The organism is Cronobacter sp. EKM101R, assembly GCF_963888145.1.
In the GTDB taxonomy this organism is placed as follows: Bacteria; Pseudomonadota; Gammaproteobacteria; order Enterobacterales; family Enterobacteriaceae; genus Cronobacter; species Cronobacter turicensis.
Genome location: NZ_CAWPHW010000033.1, coordinates 288,108 through 305,914 on the forward strand (window position 1 = coordinate 288,108; position 17,807 = coordinate 305,914).

General features: G+C 58.1%; 16 protein-coding genes. 10 read left to right on the forward strand and 6 right to left on the reverse strand.

The genetic code is table 11. The features are described 5' to 3' along the window. Positions 1-3: 3 nt before the first annotated feature. Both AACV31_RS16585 and AACV31_RS16590 read right to left on the reverse strand, forming a co-directional pair. Entirely contained in the window at positions 4-918 is a 915-nt protein-coding gene (locus AACV31_RS16585; protein ID WP_007763840.1) for a carbohydrate ABC transporter permease, read from the reverse strand. Continuing rightward, positions 911-1,801: a carbohydrate ABC transporter permease gene (locus tag AACV31_RS16590; protein ID WP_007700813.1), complete on the reverse strand. Its 891-nt coding sequence runs from the start codon at positions 1,799-1,801 to the stop codon at positions 911-913. The genes AACV31_RS16585 and AACV31_RS16590 overlap by 8 nt, the downstream gene beginning before the upstream one ends. Positions 1,802-2,410: 609 nt before the next feature. Here AACV31_RS16590 and wzz(fepE) point away from each other — a divergent pair. Beyond that, positions 2,411-3,553, forward strand: a complete 1,143-nt coding sequence (gene wzz(fepE), locus AACV31_RS16595) for an LPS O-antigen length regulator Wzz(fepE) (RefSeq protein WP_165155336.1) — start codon at positions 2,411-2,413, stop codon at positions 3,551-3,553. Positions 3,554-3,609: 56 nt separating this feature from the next. Here wzz(fepE) and AACV31_RS16600 read toward each other — a convergent pair whose 3' ends face one another. Continuing rightward, complete coding sequence (locus AACV31_RS16600; RefSeq protein ID WP_007763836.1) at positions 3,610-3,933, reverse strand: cupin domain-containing protein; 324 nt, start codon at positions 3,931-3,933, stop codon at positions 3,610-3,612. Between the two features lie 151 nt (positions 3,934-4,084). Between AACV31_RS16600 and AACV31_RS16605 the strand changes: the two genes are divergently transcribed. Next, the gene (locus tag AACV31_RS16605) at positions 4,085-4,795 is read left to right on the forward strand and encodes an aspartate/glutamate racemase (RefSeq protein ID WP_165155325.1); all 711 of its coding nucleotides are present in this window, start codon (positions 4,085-4,087) and stop codon (positions 4,793-4,795) included. Here AACV31_RS16605 and AACV31_RS16610 read toward each other — a convergent pair. Continuing rightward, complete coding sequence (locus AACV31_RS16610; RefSeq protein WP_007763831.1) at positions 4,764-5,702, reverse strand: LysR family transcriptional regulator; 939 nt, start codon at positions 5,700-5,702, stop codon at positions 4,764-4,766. The two genes, AACV31_RS16605 and AACV31_RS16610, sit on opposite strands and share 32 nt — an antisense overlap. Positions 5,703-5,995: 293 nt before the next feature. Here AACV31_RS16610 and lysA point away from each other — a divergent pair, with 293 nt between their 5' ends. Then, positions 5,996-7,258, forward strand: coding sequence for a diaminopimelate decarboxylase (gene lysA / locus AACV31_RS16615; protein ID WP_165155323.1), 1,263 nt, complete (start codon positions 5,996-5,998; stop codon positions 7,256-7,258). On the opposite strand, the gene AACV31_RS16620 is transcribed toward lysA, so the two are convergent. Then, positions 7,235-8,272, reverse strand: a complete 1,038-nt coding sequence (locus AACV31_RS16620) for a LacI family DNA-binding transcriptional regulator (RefSeq protein ID WP_032806772.1) — start codon at positions 8,270-8,272, stop codon at positions 7,235-7,237. The two genes, lysA and AACV31_RS16620, sit on opposite strands and share 24 nt — an antisense overlap. 274 nt (positions 8,273-8,546) lie before the next feature. On the opposite strand from AACV31_RS16620, the gene AACV31_RS16625 reads away from it, so the two are divergent. From AACV31_RS16625 to AACV31_RS16645, 5 genes are all read left to right on the forward strand, one after another. Next, positions 8,547-9,884, forward strand: a complete 1,338-nt coding sequence (locus AACV31_RS16625; RefSeq protein WP_075197949.1) for a PTS sugar transporter subunit IIC — start codon at positions 8,547-8,549, stop codon at positions 9,882-9,884. 7 nt (positions 9,885-9,891) lie between these two features. After that, a complete protein-coding gene (locus tag AACV31_RS16630) occupies positions 9,892-11,319 on the forward strand; it encodes a glycoside hydrolase family 1 protein (protein ID WP_165155321.1) in 1,428 nt (475 codons plus the stop codon). A gap of 10 nt (positions 11,320-11,329) precedes the next feature. Then, positions 11,330-11,647: a PTS sugar transporter subunit IIB gene (locus tag AACV31_RS16635; protein WP_165155319.1), complete on the forward strand. Its 318-nt coding sequence runs from the start codon at positions 11,330-11,332 to the stop codon at positions 11,645-11,647. A gap of 61 nt (positions 11,648-11,708) precedes the next feature. Continuing rightward, a complete protein-coding gene (locus AACV31_RS16640; protein WP_004385941.1) occupies positions 11,709-12,482 on the forward strand; it encodes an FCD domain-containing protein in 774 nt (257 codons plus the stop codon). After that, a complete protein-coding gene (locus AACV31_RS16645) occupies positions 12,479-12,955 on the forward strand; it encodes a GNAT family N-acetyltransferase (protein ID WP_165155317.1) in 477 nt (158 codons plus the stop codon). The genes AACV31_RS16640 and AACV31_RS16645 overlap by 4 nt, the downstream gene beginning before the upstream one ends. On the opposite strand, the gene galR is transcribed toward AACV31_RS16645, so the two are convergent. After that, the gene (galR, locus tag AACV31_RS16650; protein WP_165155315.1) at positions 12,916-13,932 is read right to left on the reverse strand and encodes an HTH-type transcriptional regulator GalR; all 1,017 of its coding nucleotides are present in this window, start codon (positions 13,930-13,932) and stop codon (positions 12,916-12,918) included. The two genes, AACV31_RS16645 and galR, sit on opposite strands and share 40 nt — an antisense overlap. A 496-nt stretch (positions 13,933-14,428) precedes the next feature. On the opposite strand from galR, the gene aas reads away from it, so the two are divergent. Next, positions 14,429-16,588 carry a bifunctional acyl-ACP--phospholipid O-acyltransferase/long-chain-fatty-acid--ACP ligase gene (gene aas / locus AACV31_RS16655; RefSeq protein WP_165155313.1) on the forward strand — a complete coding sequence of 720 codons (2,160 nt, stop codon included), beginning with the start codon at positions 14,429-14,431 and terminating at the stop codon, positions 16,586-16,588. Then, on the forward strand, positions 16,581-17,774 hold the full coding sequence (lplT, locus tag AACV31_RS16660) for a lysophospholipid transporter LplT (protein ID WP_165155311.1): 1,194 nt from the start codon (positions 16,581-16,583) through the stop codon (positions 17,772-17,774). The genes aas and lplT overlap by 8 nt, the downstream gene beginning before the upstream one ends. Positions 17,775-17,807: the final 33 nt, after the last annotated feature.

A 17,807-nucleotide genomic window follows, 5' to 3' on the forward strand; every position in this document is an offset into this window, starting at 1 on the left:
CTGTTAACCTTTGATTCCGCTGCTGGCCACGCCCTGTACGAAGTAACGCTGGGCCAGGAAAAAGACGATGATGGACGGCAGAATGGAGATGCTCGCCATTGCCAGAATTTCGTTCCACGGCGCGCCTTCGGTCACGTCGATGGACATTTTGAGCGCCAGGGCTATCGGGTATTTGTCGACGCTGTAGACGTAAATCAGCGGCCCGATAAAGTCGTTCATCGACCACATAAACTGGAACAGCGCGACCGAAATCATGGCGGGCTTGAGGATCGGCACCACCACATACCACAGCACCTGGAAGGAGTTGCAGCCGTCGATTTGCGCCGCTTCTTCCATGTCACGCGGCACGCCGCGCAGGAACTGAATCAGCATAAAGACGAAGAACCCCTGGGTGGCGAAGGCCATCGGCAGCCAGAGCGGCAAATAGCTGTTGAGCATCCCCATTTCGCGGAACATCAGGTACTGCGGGATCAAGAGCACAGTGCTCGGCAGCAACATGGTGGCAATAAGCGTGGCGAACCAGAATTTCTTCCACGGGATCTCAAAGCGCGCGAAACCGTACGCCACGATGGTGGAGGAGATAACCGTCAGCACCACTTTCGGAATCACGTACTTGAAGGTGTTCATCATGTAGTGGCCGAAATTGTATTCGGTGCCGGTTTTCCAGCCGTTAATAAAGCCGTCCCAGGTCGCATGCGTCGGCCACAGGCCGAGCGTGGTGAAAATCTCATGGTTGGGCTTAAACGACGCCGAGAACATCCACGCCAGCGGGTAGAGCATCAACAGACCGACGAACAGCAAAATCACGTAACGCACGACGCGGCTGACTTTTTCGCGCCGCAGCGTGCGCGCCACTTCACGGTCGCCCGCGCTCATGGCCGGACGGGGAGCCAGTTGTCCCTGTTGGATATCAGCCATTTTTGCCTCCCTTATCGGCAGAGTAGAAGACCCAGTATTTCGAGGATTTAAAGGCGATAGAGGCGAAGAGCGCCACGACCAGGAACAGCACCCACGCGAGCGCCGCGCCGTAGCCCATATCGAAATATTTAAAGGCGGTGTCGTAGATATAGAGCGAGAAAAGATAGGTGTAATACGTCGGGCCGCCGCCGGTAATCACGTACGGGCCGGTAAACTCCTGGAACGCCTGGGTGGTCTGCATGATGAAGTTAAAGAAAATGACCGGCGTAATCAGCGGCACCGTCACCTTGATAAACATCTGCCACTTCGACGCGCCGTCAATCATCGCCGCTTCATACTGCGATTGCGGCACGTTTTGCAGCGCGGCCAGGAAAATCACCATTGCGGAACCAAACTGCCAGACGCGCAGCAGCGTGACGGACATCAGCGCCAGCGACGGCTCGCCAAGCCAGTTCACCGGGTCGAGTCCAAACACGCCGATAAAGCTATTCAACAGGCCGTCGATGGCGAACAGCGCGCGCCATAACACGGCGATAGCCACAGAGCTGCCGAGAATCGACGGAATGTAATAGGCGGTGCGGAAAAAGCCGATGCCGCGCAGTTTAAAATTGAGAACAAACGCGATACCGAGCGCAAACGCGAGCTTTAACGGGATGGTAAGGAAAACGTAGGCGAACGTTACGCCCATCGATTTCCAGAAAAGATCGTCATCCATCAGCATATAGCGGTAATTTTCAATACCGTTAAACACCGGCGGATTCATCAAATCGTACTCGGTAAAGCTGAGCGCGAAAGAGGAAACAAAAGGGAAGGCCGTAAAGACTATCAACCCAATGATGTAGGGTGATATCCAGGCCAGACCCAGAAGCTTGTTTTCATTCATACATACCTACCTGGCATTCAAGGGTTCATTAATCGGATCGGATTTCGCGTGCAGTAAACCGCGACAGCGAACGGGCCAGGCCCGGAATCGCGTGGCCGGGCGGCCTTGCCATCGCTATGCAAATAATGTCTTGCCAAGAAAACAGGCGACCGTAACGTGATGAAGATCGCGACGTTATTATTTATTGAACCGTTGTTTCTTGTTTCTAAAACAGCGTTTTAATTTATTTTATTGCTATTTATTTCGCCGTCATTCTATAAATGGTGGAAATGTGATCGTGGTCGAAACGCTGTTCCGGTTTTTTGAAGCAGCGCCATTTTCGGGGGGAGGGAAGCAACACAACTTCTGGTAGGTGGCTCAATTAGTGTTTGCCCTGGATTAGGATTATTCGTAATAATGATGATTACGGACGTAGTATCTCTCCTTACAACAAGGATATGTTTCTCTGTTTTGCACAACTTTTCCAATTTTGTCAAAGGGATAGGTATGTGCGCCCGTTCACTCTCTGGGATTTATGTATTTGACCGGTGAAACAATTCGCACGCATATTGTTTCTAAGCAAATAATTTCGACTTCATCAGCTGCTCAATTAAACGTAACTCACTCACTATGTCATCGATAGATATTAAAAATAATCCGCTTGCCTCCGCGCCGGATTATCCGCTCCTGGATCACCCGCGCGCCGAGTTAGATCTGTTTGCGCTGGTCGCAGTATTGTTCAAAGCCCGTAAGGTGATCCTCTCGATCACGGCGCTGTTTATCGTGATGGGCCTGGCGCTGGCCTTTTTGCTGCCGCAGAAATGGACCAGCGAGGCCGTGGTTTCCATTCCGGAAACGCGCCAGTTGATAGAGTTGCAGCGCGTGCTGGTGGATCTTCAGGTGCTGGATGTCGATGCCGCGATTGACGCCGCGTCGCTTGAAAATATGTTCCTGAAAAAATTCGATTCGCGCGCGCTCCAGGAGAAATTCCTGCGCACCTCGCCGTGGGTGCAGGCGCAGGTGAAAGAAGCGCAAAGCGATACCGAAAGCCTGGAGCGCGCCGTTACGCTGGTGGCGCAGCGCATTAAAATGACCTCCAACGATAACCCGAAAGCGCCGACGGCTTCGCCTTACAGCTCCTGGACGCTGAGCTTTACCGCGCCGAAAGCGCAGGACGCGCAGCGCGTACTGAAGGAATACATCAACTACGCGGCGCTGGCGGTACAACGGCAAGTGCTTGAGAATCTGCGCACGACCATTGAACTGAAAGTGAAATCGGAAGAGAGCCGCCTGGTGATTGACCGCAACACGCTGGCTAACGAGCATAAAATCGCGATTCAACGTCTGAATTATTCGTTGCAGGTCGCGAACGCCGCCGGTATTAAAAAGCCGGTTTACAGCAACGGACAGGCGGTGAAGGACGATCCGGATTACTCGATTGCGCTTGGCGCCGACGGGCTTGCGCAGAAGCTTGCCATTGAGCGCCCGATTACTGATGTCACGGCGTTGAACGCCGCCATTCAGAATCGCGAGTACCGTCTGGCGGAGCTGAAAAAACTTAACCTGGCCGACGTAGACTTCCAGCCGTTCCACTACCAGATGGCGCCTTCGCTGCCGGTAAAAAGCGACGGGCCGGGTAAAGCGCTGGTGCTTATCCTGGCAACGCTGATGGGCTTTATTATCGCCTGTGCGCTGGTGCTGGTGCGCGATGTCATTACGCAGCGTCAGGTCATGACGCAACACTCGGCGGGCGCTGATACCCTGCTGTCGTGATACTTTTCGCGTGTAAAAAAGCCGCCTCATCGGGCGGCTTTTTTTATGGACGCGGTTTATTTGAGGAAATCCTCGCGCACCGGCGTGAAGGTGTCGAGCAGCGTGCCGGGTGTAATACAGACGCAGCCGTGCATGATGTTCGGCTGTTTATAGAGCGTGTCGCCCGCGCTCACGCGGCGGGTTTCTTCGCCGATGGTGAATTCGAATTCGCCCGAGAGCACATAAGTAAGTTGCTCATGCGGGTGGCAGTGCATCGGGCCGACCGCACCGGCGTCAAAGTTGACTTCCACCGCCATCATTTTACCGCCGTAGGCCAGAATGCGGCGCGTTACGCCATCGCCTACATCTTCAAGCGTCGTGTCTTTATGATAGATAAACATGCCGTGCCTCTGATTTGTGAAACGTTGTTTCATTTAATCTATCCTGGCGAGAAAAAGAAGAGAACGCGGCGCGCCGGGAAATGGCGGGCGGATCACATTTGTTCCACCACATGGACATGTTATAACCGGGAAAGCGCAAAAGGAGGCAACGATGAAAACAGTGGGCTTGCTCGGCGGCATGAGCTGGGAATCAACCATCCCTTATTACCGGTTAATTAATGAAGGCGTCCGTGAACGTCTCGGCGGGCTGCACTCCGCACAGCTGCTGTTGCACAGCGTCGATTTTCACGACATCGAAGCCTGTCAGGCGAGCGGCGAATGGGATAAGGCGGGCGACATGCTGGCGCAGGCGGCGCTCGGTTTAGAGCGCGCCGGTGCGCAGGCGATTGTGCTGTGTACCAATACGATGCATAAAGTGGCGCATCAGATTGAAGCGCGCTGCGCGCTGCCATTTTTGCATATCGCCGACGCCACGGGACGCGCGATTGCGCAGGCGGGGCTGCGCCAGGTCGCGTTGCTCGGCACCCGTTACACCATGGAGCAGGATTTCTACCGCGCGCGGCTGGCGCAGGAGTTCGGCGTGACGTCGCTTATTCCCAATGAAGCTGCGCGGGCGCGCATTAACCAGATAATTTTCGACGAGCTGTGCCTTGGCAAAATCACGGCTGAATCAAAACGCTACTACCAGCAGCAGATTGAGCTTCTGGCGGAGCAGCGCGCGCAGGGCGTGATTTTCGGCTGTACCGAAATTGGTCTGTTGCTCGGGGCGCAGGATTGCCCGGTGCCGGTATTCGACACCGCCGCGCTGCATGCCGCCGATGCGGTGAACTTTATGCTGGGCGTCCCGGGCGTGCCAGCATAGCCTCCAGCGTGTCGCCGAGCCCGGTCATCTGCTGCTGTAAATGTCGGCTGAAGGTTTCGACCAGGGCGGAAGCAGGGCGGTGCAGGGGGCGGATGAGGCTCACTGTGAAGGGCACCGCCACGCTAAAGCGGCGCACCACGATGCCCGTCGCCGCGTAATCCAGCGCCGTCAGCGGGTTCACAATCGAAACGCCGACGCCCGCGCGCACCATCGCGCAAACCGACGCGGCGCTGTGGGTTTCCAGCACCATGCGCCGCTGCACGTTATGCTCCTGAAAGAGCGAATCGAGCAGTTGCCGGTAGCTGTCGGTACGCGACAGGCTGATGTAGTTTTCCCCCGCGAAATCGTGCGGCGTAAGCTGTGGTTTATCGGCCAATGCATGGCCTGCAGGCAGCACGCACACTTCATTTAACGTCAGCAGCGTCAGGCGCTCGGTGCCGGCGGGCGTGGCGGTATTTTCCGTAATGCCCAAATCGTGACGCTGTGCGGAGAGCCACTCTTCAAGCAGAGGCGACTCTTGCGGCACGATATTGAGGCTCACTTCCGGGTAGTTATCCAGAAACGGCTTGAGCAGCAACGGCAACAGCGACTGCGAGAAAACCGGCAGGCAGGCGATGGAGAGCTCGCCCTGGCGGAACTGGCGCAGGCTTTCGGCGGCGCTGATGATGCGGTCGAGCCCGTACCAGGAGCGCTGGACCTCTTCAAACAGGCGCAACCCCTGCACGGTGGGATGCAGCCGTCCGCGGGTGCGGGTAAACAGCGACAGGCCAATCAGTTTTTCAAAGCGCGCCAGCTCGCGGCTGACGGTGGGTTGCGAGGTGCGAAGGAGCGCTGCGGCTTCCGTGAGATTGCCCGCCGTCATCACCGCGTGAAAAATTTCGATATGGCGGAGCGTGACGCCAGACATAGGTAAATCCTTGGTTGTGTGAACAGGCGCCGCTGGCGATCAGTCGGCGGGTGCGCTGCGCTTACCCGCCCTACAAGAACAGATACGTCGCCAGTGGCGGGTGCGCTGCGCTTACCCGCCCTACAAGGACAGATACGTCGCCAGTGGCGGGTGCGCTGCGCTTACCCGCCTTACAGGTTAATTCATGGCATCCAAAAGCCATATCATTTTTGCATAGACTCCAGAGAAAACGATATTTTTTCTTCGCTAACGGCTGTGGCGTAATAGCGTTATTCGCTTAAAGGAGTCTCGCTATGCCACGTTCGCTTTATCACACCGACAGCGCCCTTAACGCCGACACGCTGCTGCCGCTACATGCGCAGTACGGCGGCCCGGTCTGGGTTTATGACGCGCAGATCATCCGCGCGCAAATCGACCGCCTGCGTCAGTTCGATGTCATTCGTTATGCGCAGAAAGCCTGCTCGAATATTCATATCCTGCGTCTGATGCGCGAGGCGGGCGTTAAAGTGGATTCCGTGTCGCTCGGCGAGATCGAACGCGCTATCGCCGCGGGCTACGATCCGCGCCGTCATCCGGATGACGTCGTGTTTACGGCGGATGTGCTGGATGAGGCGACCCTCGCCCGCGTGCATGAACTGGGTGTGCCGGTCAACGCGGGCTCGGTGGACATGCTGGAGCAGCTCGGCGCGGTGTCGCCGGGGCATCGCGTCTGGCTGCGTATCAATCCGGGCTTTGGTCACGGCCACAGCCAGAAAACCAACACCGGCGGCGAGAACAGCAAACACGGTATCTGGTACAGCGATCTCCCGGCCGCGCTGGCGGTAATGCAGCGCTATCAACTGAAGCTTATCGGAATGCACATGCATATCGGCTCGGGCGTCGATTACGGGCATCTGGAGCGCGTATGCGGCGCGATGGTAAGTCAGGTGATTGAGTTCGGGCAGGATCTGGAGGCGATCTCCGCCGGCGGCGGGCTCTCCATTCCTTACCGCGAGGGCGACGAAACCATCGATACCGGCCACTATTTCGGCCTGTGGAACCGCGCTCGCGAGCAGATCGCCGCGCATTTCGGCCACCCCATTAAGCTTGAAATTGAGCCGGGGCGTTTTCTGGTGGCGGAATCGGGCGTGCTGGTGGCGCAGGTGCGCAGCGTTAAAGAGATGGGATCGCGCCATTTCGTGTTGATCGACGCGGGCTTTAACGATCTGATGCGCCCGTCGATGTACGGCAGCTATCACCATATTTCCGCGCTGGCGGCGGATGGGCGCGATTTGCGCGACGCGCCGAGGCTGGACACGGTGGTTGCTGGGCCGCTGTGCGAATCGGGCGATGTGTTTACGCAGCAGGAGGGCGGCAAGGTGGAAACCCGCGCGCTGCCGGCGGTGCGTCCGGGCGATTATCTGGTGCTGCACGATACCGGCGCGTATGGCGCGTCAATGTCATCAAACTACAACAGCCGTCCGCTCCTGCCGGAAGTGCTGCTGGAAAACGGTGAGGCGCGCACCATTCGCCGTCGTCAGACGATCGACGAATTACTGGCGCTTGAGCGTTTTTAACGGCGCGACGGCGTAAGGGCCGGGCGCGACGGAATCCCGCAACACCAGGGTGCCGGTAAACGGCGGGATCGCGGCAAGCGGTTCGTCGCGCGCCAGCCGCACCGCGCTCTCAATCGCGGTGGTTATCATATCTTCGATCGGCAGACAGACCGTCGAGAGCCCCGGCTCAAGCCAGGCGGCGCTCGGCGCGTCGTCGAAGCCAAACAACGACACATCTTCAGGGATACGCAGGCCCGCCTGGTAGAGCGCTTTCGACGCGCCCAGCGCCATGTCGTCATTGCAGGCGAACAGCGCGCTGAAACGCACGCCGCGCTCCAGCAACTCCTGGCAGCGCGCATGGCCGCCGCTCATGCTGGAATCGCCGTTTTTAATCAGCGCCTCGTTCCCTGCGATGCCGTGTTTTTCCAGCGCCCGCCGGTAGCCCAGCAGACGCGCCTGGCCGGTGGGCGTGGCGAGCGACACCGTAATGCAGGCGATCTCCCTGTGCCCCTGTGCAATCAGATATTCCACCGCCTGAAAAGCCGCGTCCTGTTGTTCGAAAAAGACGCAGCGCTCGCGCGCCTGGCTGACGTCGCGGTTGATTATCACCAGCGGCACGGCGGTGTTATCGATCAGCTCCATAATCGCGGTTTCGCTCATATGGCGGGTGTAGAGGACGATAGCGTCGCACTGCCGGTCCGCCAGCATCTGCACGGCTTCCAGCTCGCGGGCGGGCGTGTCGTGGCCGTCGGTGACGATAAGCTGCTTGCCATGCGCCTCGGTCTGGCGCGACGCCTGCTGCAACAGACGCCCGAAGTAGAAGCCGTTAAAGCTCGATACCACCAGGCCAATGCTGTTACTGGTGCGGTGCGCCAGCGATCGGGCCAGCAGGTTAGGGCGGTATCCCAGTTCTTCCATTGCCCGAAAAACCTGCGCGCGGGTGCTCTCTTTCACCTGGCCCGTGTTATTCAGCACGCGTGAAACGGTCGCTTTGGAAACGCCTGCCCGAACTGAAACATCCCGCATTGTCACCATTCCCTTCGCTCCCGTTGTCGTCGTGATTCGATGGAGTTTAACACACAAGCCGGGCGGCAACCGGGCCGCCCCGCGCGTCTGGCGGTCGTTCAGAGGTCGGTTTATTCTGGTATGCCAAATGAGGGTGTTTTGAATATTTGGAATACCAATGACCGTTTGTGGGAGAGACGTCACAGATAATTACGCCGGGCGATCCTATTTTTTGGCATACCAAAAAAGGTATTCAGCGGTAACCTTTCTGATAAAAAAGCCACATTCAAAGAGGGCACACCCTATGGCATTCCAGGAAAAGTTGATCGATTCTCTGGGCAGTTTCGCAACAAAATTCAACAGTTACCGCTATATCATGGCCATCAAGGCGTCGTTTATTACGCTGATGCCCGTGATCATCGTCGGCGCTTTTTCGGTGCTGATCTCTAACATGGTGCTGGATCCGAAAAACGGGCTGGCGAGTTTCCAGTCGCTGGCCTTTCTCTCGGCGCTCAAGCCCATCACCAGCGCCATTAACTACGCGACGCTGAATTTCTTAAACATTGGCGCGGTGTTTTTAATCGGCATCGAACTTGGACGTATCAACGGCATCAAGACGCTTTTTCCCGGCCTGCTGGCGGTGATCTGCTTTATCTGCGTGACGCCGACCACGGTCGAAATGCTGGTGGATGGCGAAATGCACGTCGTGAAAGATGTGCTGCTGCGCCAGTTCTCCGACACCCGCAGTCTGTTCCTTGGGATGTTTATCGCCATTCTGTCCGTTGAGATCTACACCTGGCTTGAGCATCGCGACGGGCTGAAAATTAAAATGCCCGATACCGTGCCGCCGAACGTCTCGGCGTCGTTCTCAGCGCTGATCCCGGCGATCATCACGACCACCGCGATCGCCACGTTCGGTTTTGTGTTCCATCAGGTGACCGGCATGTATCTCTACGATGCGGTTTATCAGGTGGTGCAGCAGCCGCTGGAGCGCGTGGTGCAGAGCCTGCCGGGTATTCTGCTGCTGATGTTCGTCGCCCAGCTCTTCTGGGTGATAGGCATTCACGGCAACCAGATGATTAAGCCCATCCGCGAACCGCTGCTGCTCGGCGCGATTACCGTCAACATGAGCGCCTTTGAGCAGGGCAAAGAGGTGCCGAACATCATCACTATGCCGTTCTGGGATGTCTATATGAGCATCGGCGGTTCCGGGCTGACCATCGGCCTGCTGATCGCGGTGATGATCGCCACCAAACGCAAAGAGATGAAGGAGATAGCCAAGCTCTCGTTTGGCCCTGGCATTTTCAACATCAACGAACCGGTGATTTTCGGGATGCCGATTATGCTCAACCCGATCCTGGCGGTGCCCTTTATTATCACGCCGCTGGTAACGGGCTCGATAGGCTATTTCGCAACGGTCATGGGTTTCGCCGGGAAAGCCGTCGTCATGGTGCCCTGGACCACGCCGCCGCTGATTAACGCCTGGCTCTCCACCGCAGGCTCGATGGGGGCGGTCGTCACGCAACTGGTCTGTATTCTGGTGTCCATTCTTATCTATCTGCCGTTTGTGAAGATTGCGTCGCGCCGCGCGGAGCAGGCGCAGGCAGAAGCCACCCGCGTTGAAACCGCGAAAAACGTATGAGGACCGCATGAGCGAAAAAACTCTCGCCATCCCGCAGGATTTCATTCTCGGCGCGGCGTCGTCCGCCTGGCAGACCGAAGGATGGAGCGGTAAAAAACCGGGCCAGGACTCCTGGCTCGATCTCTGGTATCAAAACGATCGCCATGTGTGGCACGACGGCTACGGCCCGGCGGGCGCGACCGACCTTATCAACCGCTACGAAGAAGACGTGGCGCTGATGAAACAGGCGGGGCTGACGCACTACCGCACCTCCATCAACTGGTCGCGCTTTTTCACCGATTATGAAAAAGGCATCGTCGATGAAGAGTACGCGGCGTATTACGACCGCTTTCTGGACGCGATCAGGGCGGCGGGCGTCGAACCGATGATCTGCCTTGAGCATTACGAGCTGCCGGGCTATCTCTTTGAAAAATATGGCGGCTGGTCGTCTAAAAAAGTGGTCGAGCTGTTTGTGCGCTACGCCGAAACAGTCTTTGAGCGCTACCACCAGAAAGTGTCGCGCTGGTTTACCTTCAACGAGCCGATTGTGGTGCAGACGCGTGTCTATCTCGACGCGCTGCGCTGGCCGTATGAGCAGAACACCGCGACCTGGATGCAGTGGAATCACCATAAAACACTCGCCACCGCGAAGGTGGTGCGATTGTTTCGCGAGAAAGGCTACGCGGGCAGCGTGGGGGTGATCCTGAACCCGGAAGTGACCTATCCGCGCTCGCGGGCGCCGCACGATGTCAACGCCGCCGAACGCTACGATCTCTTCTATAACCGCATCTTCCTCGACCCGTTAGTGAAGGGCATGTATCCGCCTGAGCTGGTGCAATTACTTGAGGAACACGGCGTGGCGTGGGAGTACAGCGAAGAGGAGCTTGCCGTCATTCGCGACAACACCGTGGATGAGCTTGGCATCAATCTTTATTACCCGCATCGCGTCAAAGCGCCGTCGCGCGCCTGGCACCCGGAGACGCCGTTCCATCCGGCGTATTACTACGAGCCGTTCGAGCTGCCGGGGCGGCGAATGAACACATCGCGTGGCTGGGAGATCTACCCTCGCATCATTTACGACATGGCGATGCGGCTCAAAAATGAGTACGGCAATATTCCGTGGTTTGTCGCGGAGAGCGGGATGGGCGTTGAAAACGAAGCGCAGTTTCGCAACGCCGACGGCGTGATTGAAGATGATTACCGTATCGGGTTTATCGGCGAACACCTGTACCAGACGCTGCTGGCGCGCGAGGCGGGCGCAAACTGCCAGGGCTATATGCTGTGGGCGTTTACCGACAACGTCTCGCCGATGAACGCCTTTAAAAACCGCTATGGTCTTGTCGAGATTGACCTTGAGCGCCAGCGCGCCAGACGCGCGAAAAAATCGCTGCACTGGTACAGGCGACTGCGCGAGTCGCGCACCCTGACCCTCACGATTGATGATGAATGGAAATAAGGAACCGCTGATGAAACGTATCGTACTGTGCTGTTCCGCCGGCATGTCTACATCGCTGGTGGTCACGAAAATGGAAAAAACCGCCGTCGAGCGCGGGCTTGACCTGAAAATCTACGCCATCCCCGAGCAGAATCTGCGCGATGAATTAGAACAACACGGCGGCGACATTCAGGTGGTGCTGCTGGGGCCGCAGGTGCGCTTTAAGCTTGCGGAAAATAAAAAATTGACCGACGAGCACCAGATCCCGATCGCGGTCATTGATTCTGTCGCTTATGGCACGCTTAACGGCGCGAAAGTTCTCGATCAGGCGTTATCTCTGGTAATCTAACGCGCCGCGAAGCCGCCTTGCGGCACGCGAAATTGGGTCCATTCAGAGCACAGGTGATCACGTGGAGAAGGCAGTCGTTCCGCCGGAGAAAAAGCAGTATCAGGAGATTGGTGAGGATCTGCGCGCGCAAATTATCCAGGGCCACTACCCGGTCGGCTCCCGTCTTCCGCCGGAGCGCAATATCGCCGAGAAATATGGCGTCAGCCGCACCATCGTGCGCGAAGCGCTGCTGATGCTGGAGTTGCAGGGCACGGTAGACATTCGCCAGGGCTCAGGCGTCTATGTGATGCGCATTCCGGCAGAGCACGAAGCCGAAGAGGAGCGTTTTTTCTCAAGCGATATCGGCCCGTTTGAAATGCTGCAGGCGCGGCAACTGCTGGAGAGCAACATTGCCGCGTTCGCCGCGAAAATGGCGACCAAAGCGGATATCGACAATCTGCGGCGGATACTGGAGCAGGAACAGCGCGCTATCGCCATGAACGACACCACGCAGGACAACAACAAGCTGTTTCATCTGGTGCTGGCGGGCGCGTCGCAAAACCAGATGCTGCTGGCGACGGTTGAAAGCATCTGGCATCACATGGACAGCAGCCCGCTCTGGCAGCAGCTGCGCGCCCATATCGAAACCCGCGCGCATCGCCTTAAATGGCTTGGCGATTACCAGACGATCCTCGCGGCGCTGCGCCGTCGCGACGTGATGGGCGCCTGGCAGGCGATGTGGCAGCATCTGGAGAATGTGAAAAACAGCCTGATGGAGCTTTCCGATGCCGATGCGCCCGATTTCGACGGCTATCTGTTTGAGTCGGTGCCGATTTTCCAGGGAAAACTGCAATGAATATCGTGCCGCTGTATGAGGCCCCGCAGCATGCGGAGCAGGTGACTGACTGGCTCTGGCAGGCGTTCGGGGCATCGATGCCGCGCGCGTTTTTTGCAAGCATTGTGACGCACAGCCAGGCGCCGGGACAACTGCCGCTGACGTTTGTGGCGATCGACGGCGAACGGCTGCTTGGCACCGTGGGGCTATGGCGCTGTGATTTGATAAGCCGTCAGGATCTTTTTCCGTGGCTGGCGGCGCTCTATATCGACGAGGCGCAGCGCGGCAAGGGGCTTGGCGGAGCGTTACAGCGCGCGGTGATGAACTACGCACGCCAGCACGGTTTTCAGGAGCTGTTTCTCTACTCCGCCTGCCGGGATTACTACGAGCGTTTCGGCTGGGCGTATATCGGCGACGGTCTGGACTATCCTGACCAGACCGTGCATCTCTATCGCTACGATTTATCCGTTTCGGCGGGCGCCACCACCGAGTGACGGCGCACCAGCGTCGGGGTAAAGATATTGGTAATTTCCGGCGGCGGGAGGTTATCCGCCAGCGCTAACGCGAGTTCCGCCGCCTGGGTCGCCATGGTGACGATCGGGTAGCGGATGGTCGTCAACCGCGGGCGCACATAGCGCGACACCAGCACATCATCAAATCCAATCAGTGAAATCTCCTGCGGCACCGTGATGCCGTTATCGTTCAACACGCCCATCGCGCCTGCCGCCATCGAATCGTTATAACAGGCCACGGCGGTAAACTGTTTCCCCTGACCGAGCAGCTCGGTCATCGCCTGTTCGCCGCCGCTTTCATCCGGCTCAGCCCAGGCGACCAGCCGGTCGTTGCAGGGTAAATCATGTTCGCGCAGCGCGTCGTAGTAGCCCTGTAAACGATCCTCGGCATCCGAAATCGCATGATTTGAACAGAGATACCCGATGCGCGTATGGCCCTGCTGAATCAAATGCCGGGTGGCAAGCCAGGCGCCGTAACGGTCGTCGAGCGCCACGCAGCGCGCTTCGAAGCCCGGCAGAATACGGTTGATCAATACCATGCCGGGGATCTGCTTCATCAGTGGAATGAGATCTTCGTCAGGAATGGTTTTGGCGTGCACCACCAGCGCCGCGCAGCGGTGGCGAATCAGTTGCTCAATCGCCTGACGCTCTTTCTGTTCACTGTGGTAGCCGTTCCCGATAAGCAGGAAATTCCCGGTGTGGTAGGCCACCTGTTCGACCGCTTTCACCATCGCTCCGAAGAACGGGTCCGAGACGTCGCCCACTACCAGGCCTATGGTTTCCGTGGTTTGCTGGGCCAGCGCCCGGGCGTTGGCGTTAGGGTGATAGCTGAGCTGTTCCATGGCGCTCAGCACCGCCTGGCGGGAGGCGTCACTGGCTTTGGGGGAGTCGTTAATAACGCGGGAGACTGTAGCAACAGAGACTCCCGCAAGCCGCGCAACATCCTTAATAGTCGGCATTCAGTACCTTCAGGGGTAAGCGTTTACACTGCGGTAAGTGTTACGGAAAAGTGCAGCCACTTCAAGCCACATGCCGGGTGAGCGGGCGCTTGCTCACAAAAGCCAGGCAATGAATTAAGGAGCGCGTACCTGCGGATGTAACGAGAAAAAGCCAAATAATTTCAGATAAAACCTTTAGTTACACTTTGCGAAGGGCTGTTGCGATTGCTGGCTGGCGGGTAGCGCTCGCGGGTTGCTACATTTGAGATCCCAGAGGTATTGATAGGTGAAGTCAGCGTCTTAGCTGATCACAACACTTACACCAACCTGCGCGGATGCGCAGGTTTTTTTTTGCCTCTCTTCCGCCCGGCAATCACTATTGCGCACGTGAATTCCTTCACCACATCTATTCATCACGCCCGGCCTGCCAATTTCTCCTGTCGCCCCTCTTCGCCGAGTCGTGTAATCTGCGATAACTATACTTAACCCTCGCTAAAGGAAAACAAAGGGCGTTGATATGGTTTTAAAATTCTTTCGTTGGCTGTTCCGTTTGCTCTTTCGCATCCAGGTATACGGAGATACCGGGCCGCTGACTCAGCAGCGCGTTCTGATCACGCCAAATCACGTTTCGTTCCTTGATGGCGCGCTGATGGCGCTTTTCCTGCCTGTCCGCCCGGTATTCGCGGTCTACACCTCTATCAGCCAGCAGTGGTATATGCGCGCGCTGAAGCCGCTTATCGATTTTGTACCGCTCGACCCGACCAAGCCGATGTCGGTTAAACAGCTGGTGCGCCTGGTCGGCGAGGGGCGTCCGGTGGTGATTTTCCCGGAGGGGCGCATCTCCATCAGCGGCTCGCTGATGAAAATCTATGAAGGCGCGGGCTTTGTGGCGGCGAAATCGCAGGCCACGGTCATCCCGGTACGTATTGAAGGCGCGGAGCTGACGTTTTTCAGCCGCCTGAAAGGGCTGGTGAAACGCCGCGTGTTCCCGCGTATTTCCATTCATATTCTGCCGCCGACCAGCATCCCGATGCCTGACGCGCCGAAAGCGCGCGACCGCCGCAAAATGGCGGGCGAAATGCTGCATCAGGTCATGATGGAAGCGCGCATGGCGGCGCGTCCGCGCGAAACGCTGTTTGAAGCGCTCATCAACGCGCAAAAGCGCTACGGCGAGGGCAAAAACTGTCTGGAAGATATCAACTTCACGCCGGACACCTACCGCAGCCTCATGATGAAAACGCTGTTCGTGGGGCGCATTCTTGATAAATACAGCGCGCCGCGCGAGGCCATCGGCCTGATGTTGCCGAACGCCAGCATCAGCGCCGCGGTGATTTTCGGCGCGGTGATGCGCGGGCGAATTCCGGCGATGATGAACTACACCGCTGGCGTGCAGGGGCTGACCAGCGCGATTACCGCCGCGCAGATCAAAACCATTTTCACCTCGCGCCAGTTCCTGGATAAAGGCAAGCTCTGGCATCTGCCGGAGCAAATCACTTCCGTGCGCTGGGTCTTCCTGGAAGATCTGAAAGGCGAAGTCACGGCGAAGGACAAAGCGTGGATCTTCGCGCATCTGTTAATGCCGCGCCTGGCGCAGGTGGAGCAGCAGCCGGAAGACGCGGCGCTGATCCTCTTTACTTCAGGTTCAGAAGGCAACCCGAAAGGCGTGGTGCACAGCCATAAGAGTCTGCTCGCGAACGTTGAGCAGATCCGCACCATCGCGGATTTCACCGCCGACGACAAATTTATGTCGGCGCTGCCGCTGTTCCACTCTTTTGGTCTGACGGTGGGGCTGTTTACGCCGCTGCTGACCGGCGCGGAAGTGTTCCTCTACCCAAGCCCGCTGCACTACCGCGTGGTGCCGGAGCTGGTGTATGACCGCAACTGTACGGTGATTTTCGGCACGTCCACCTTCCTCGGCCACTATGCACGCTTCGCGCATCCGTACGATTTCCACCTGGTGCGCTATGTGGTAGCCGGTGCCGAGAAGCTGCAAGAGAGCACCAAACAAATCTGGCAGGATAAATTCGGCCTGCGCATTCTGGAAGGCTATGGCGTGACCGAATGCGCGCCAGTGGTGTCTATTAACGTGCCGATGGCGGCGAAGCCGGGCACCGTCGGGCGTATTCTGCCGGCGATGGACGCGCGTCTGGTGGAAGTGCCGGGCATTGAGCAGGGCGGGCGTTTGCAGCTGAAAGGCCCGAACATCATGAAAGGCTATCTGCGCGTGGAAAACCCGGGCGTGCTGGAAACGCCTGCGGCGGAAAACCCGCAAGGCGTCAGCGAGCCAGGCTGGTATGACACCGGCGATATCGTCGCTTTCGACGAGCAGGGCTTTGTGCAGATCCAGGGGCGCGCCAAACGCTTTGCCAAAATCGCGGGCGAGATGGTGTCACTTGAGATGGTCGAAGGCCTGGCGCTGGCGGTCTCGCCGGAGAAAATGCACGCCACGGCGATTAAACACGATGCCGCGAAAGGTGAAGCGCTGGTGCTTTTCACCACCGATCCGGAGCTGAACCGCGAGAAACTGGCGCAGCAGGCACGCAGTAAAGGCGTTCCGGAGCTGGCCGTACCGCGTGATATCCGCTTCCTCAAACAGCTGCCGTTACTTGGCAGCGGCAAACCGGATTTCGTGACGCTGAAAAAAATCGTCGACGAAGAAGAGGCCCACCATGCCTGATTCGCACATCCAGAACGGATCGCTGTTTTCGCGGGGAATGATGGCGGTTATCGCCGCGCAGTTTCTCTCGGCGTTTGGCGATAACGCGCTGCTGTTCGCCACTCTTGCGCTGCTTAAGCAGCAGCTCTATCCGGAATGGAGCCAGCCGGTGCTGCAGATGGTATTCGTCTGCGCCTACATTCTGCTGGCGCCGTTCGTGGGCCAGGTCGCGGACAGCTTCTCCAAAGGGCGGGTGATGATGGTCGCCAACGGCCTGAAGCTGCTCGGCGCGGTGGCTATTGTTTTCGGCGGCAACCCGTTTGCCGGTTATACGCTGGTGGGCGTTGGCGCGGCGGCGTATTCGCCCGCCAAGTACGGCATTCTCGGCGAGATAACGACCGGCGACCGTCTGGTGAAAGCGAACGGCCTGATGGAGTCGTCGACGATCGCGGCGATCCTGATTGGCTCTATGGCTGGCGGTATGCTGGCGGACTGGCACGTGGGCGCAGCGCTTGGCGTCTGTGCGTTAGCCTACGCGGGCGCGGTGGGCGCGAACCTGCTTATCCCGAAACTGGGTGCCGCGCGGCCAGGCCAGTCGTGGCGCGTCGCCCCGATGACGCGCAGCTTCTTTAACGCCTGCCGTACGCTGTGGCATAACGACGAAACCCGCTTCTCGCTGGTCGGCACCAGCATGTTCTGGGGCGCGGGCGTTACGCTGCGTTTTCTGCTGGTGCTGTGGGTGCCGGTAGCGCTCGGCATTACCGATAACGCCACGCCGACCTACCTGAACGCGATGGTGGCGGTCGGTATTGTGGCGGGCGCGGGGGCGGCGGCGAAACTGGTGACGCTGGAGCGTGTGTCGCGCTGCATGCCTGCGGGCATTCTGATTGGCGTCGCGGTTATCTTCTTCTCGCTCCAGCAGGCGGCGCTGCCGGCTTATCTGTTGCTGCTGCTGATAGGCTTTTTCGGCGGGTTCTTCGTGGTGCCGCTCAACGCGCTGTTGCAGGAGCGCGGTAAGCGTTCCGTTGGCGCAGGCAACGCGATTGCGGTGCAAAACCTCGGCGAGAATACTGCGATGTTGCTGATGCTGGGGCTCTATTCGCTGGCGGTGAAACTCTCGCTGCCGGTGGTGGGGATTGGCGTCGGCTTCGGCGCGATTTTCGCGCTGGCTATCGCCGGGCTCTGGCTGTGGCGACGTAAGCAGTAAAAAAAGACCCGCTCCGGCGGGTCTTTTTACATC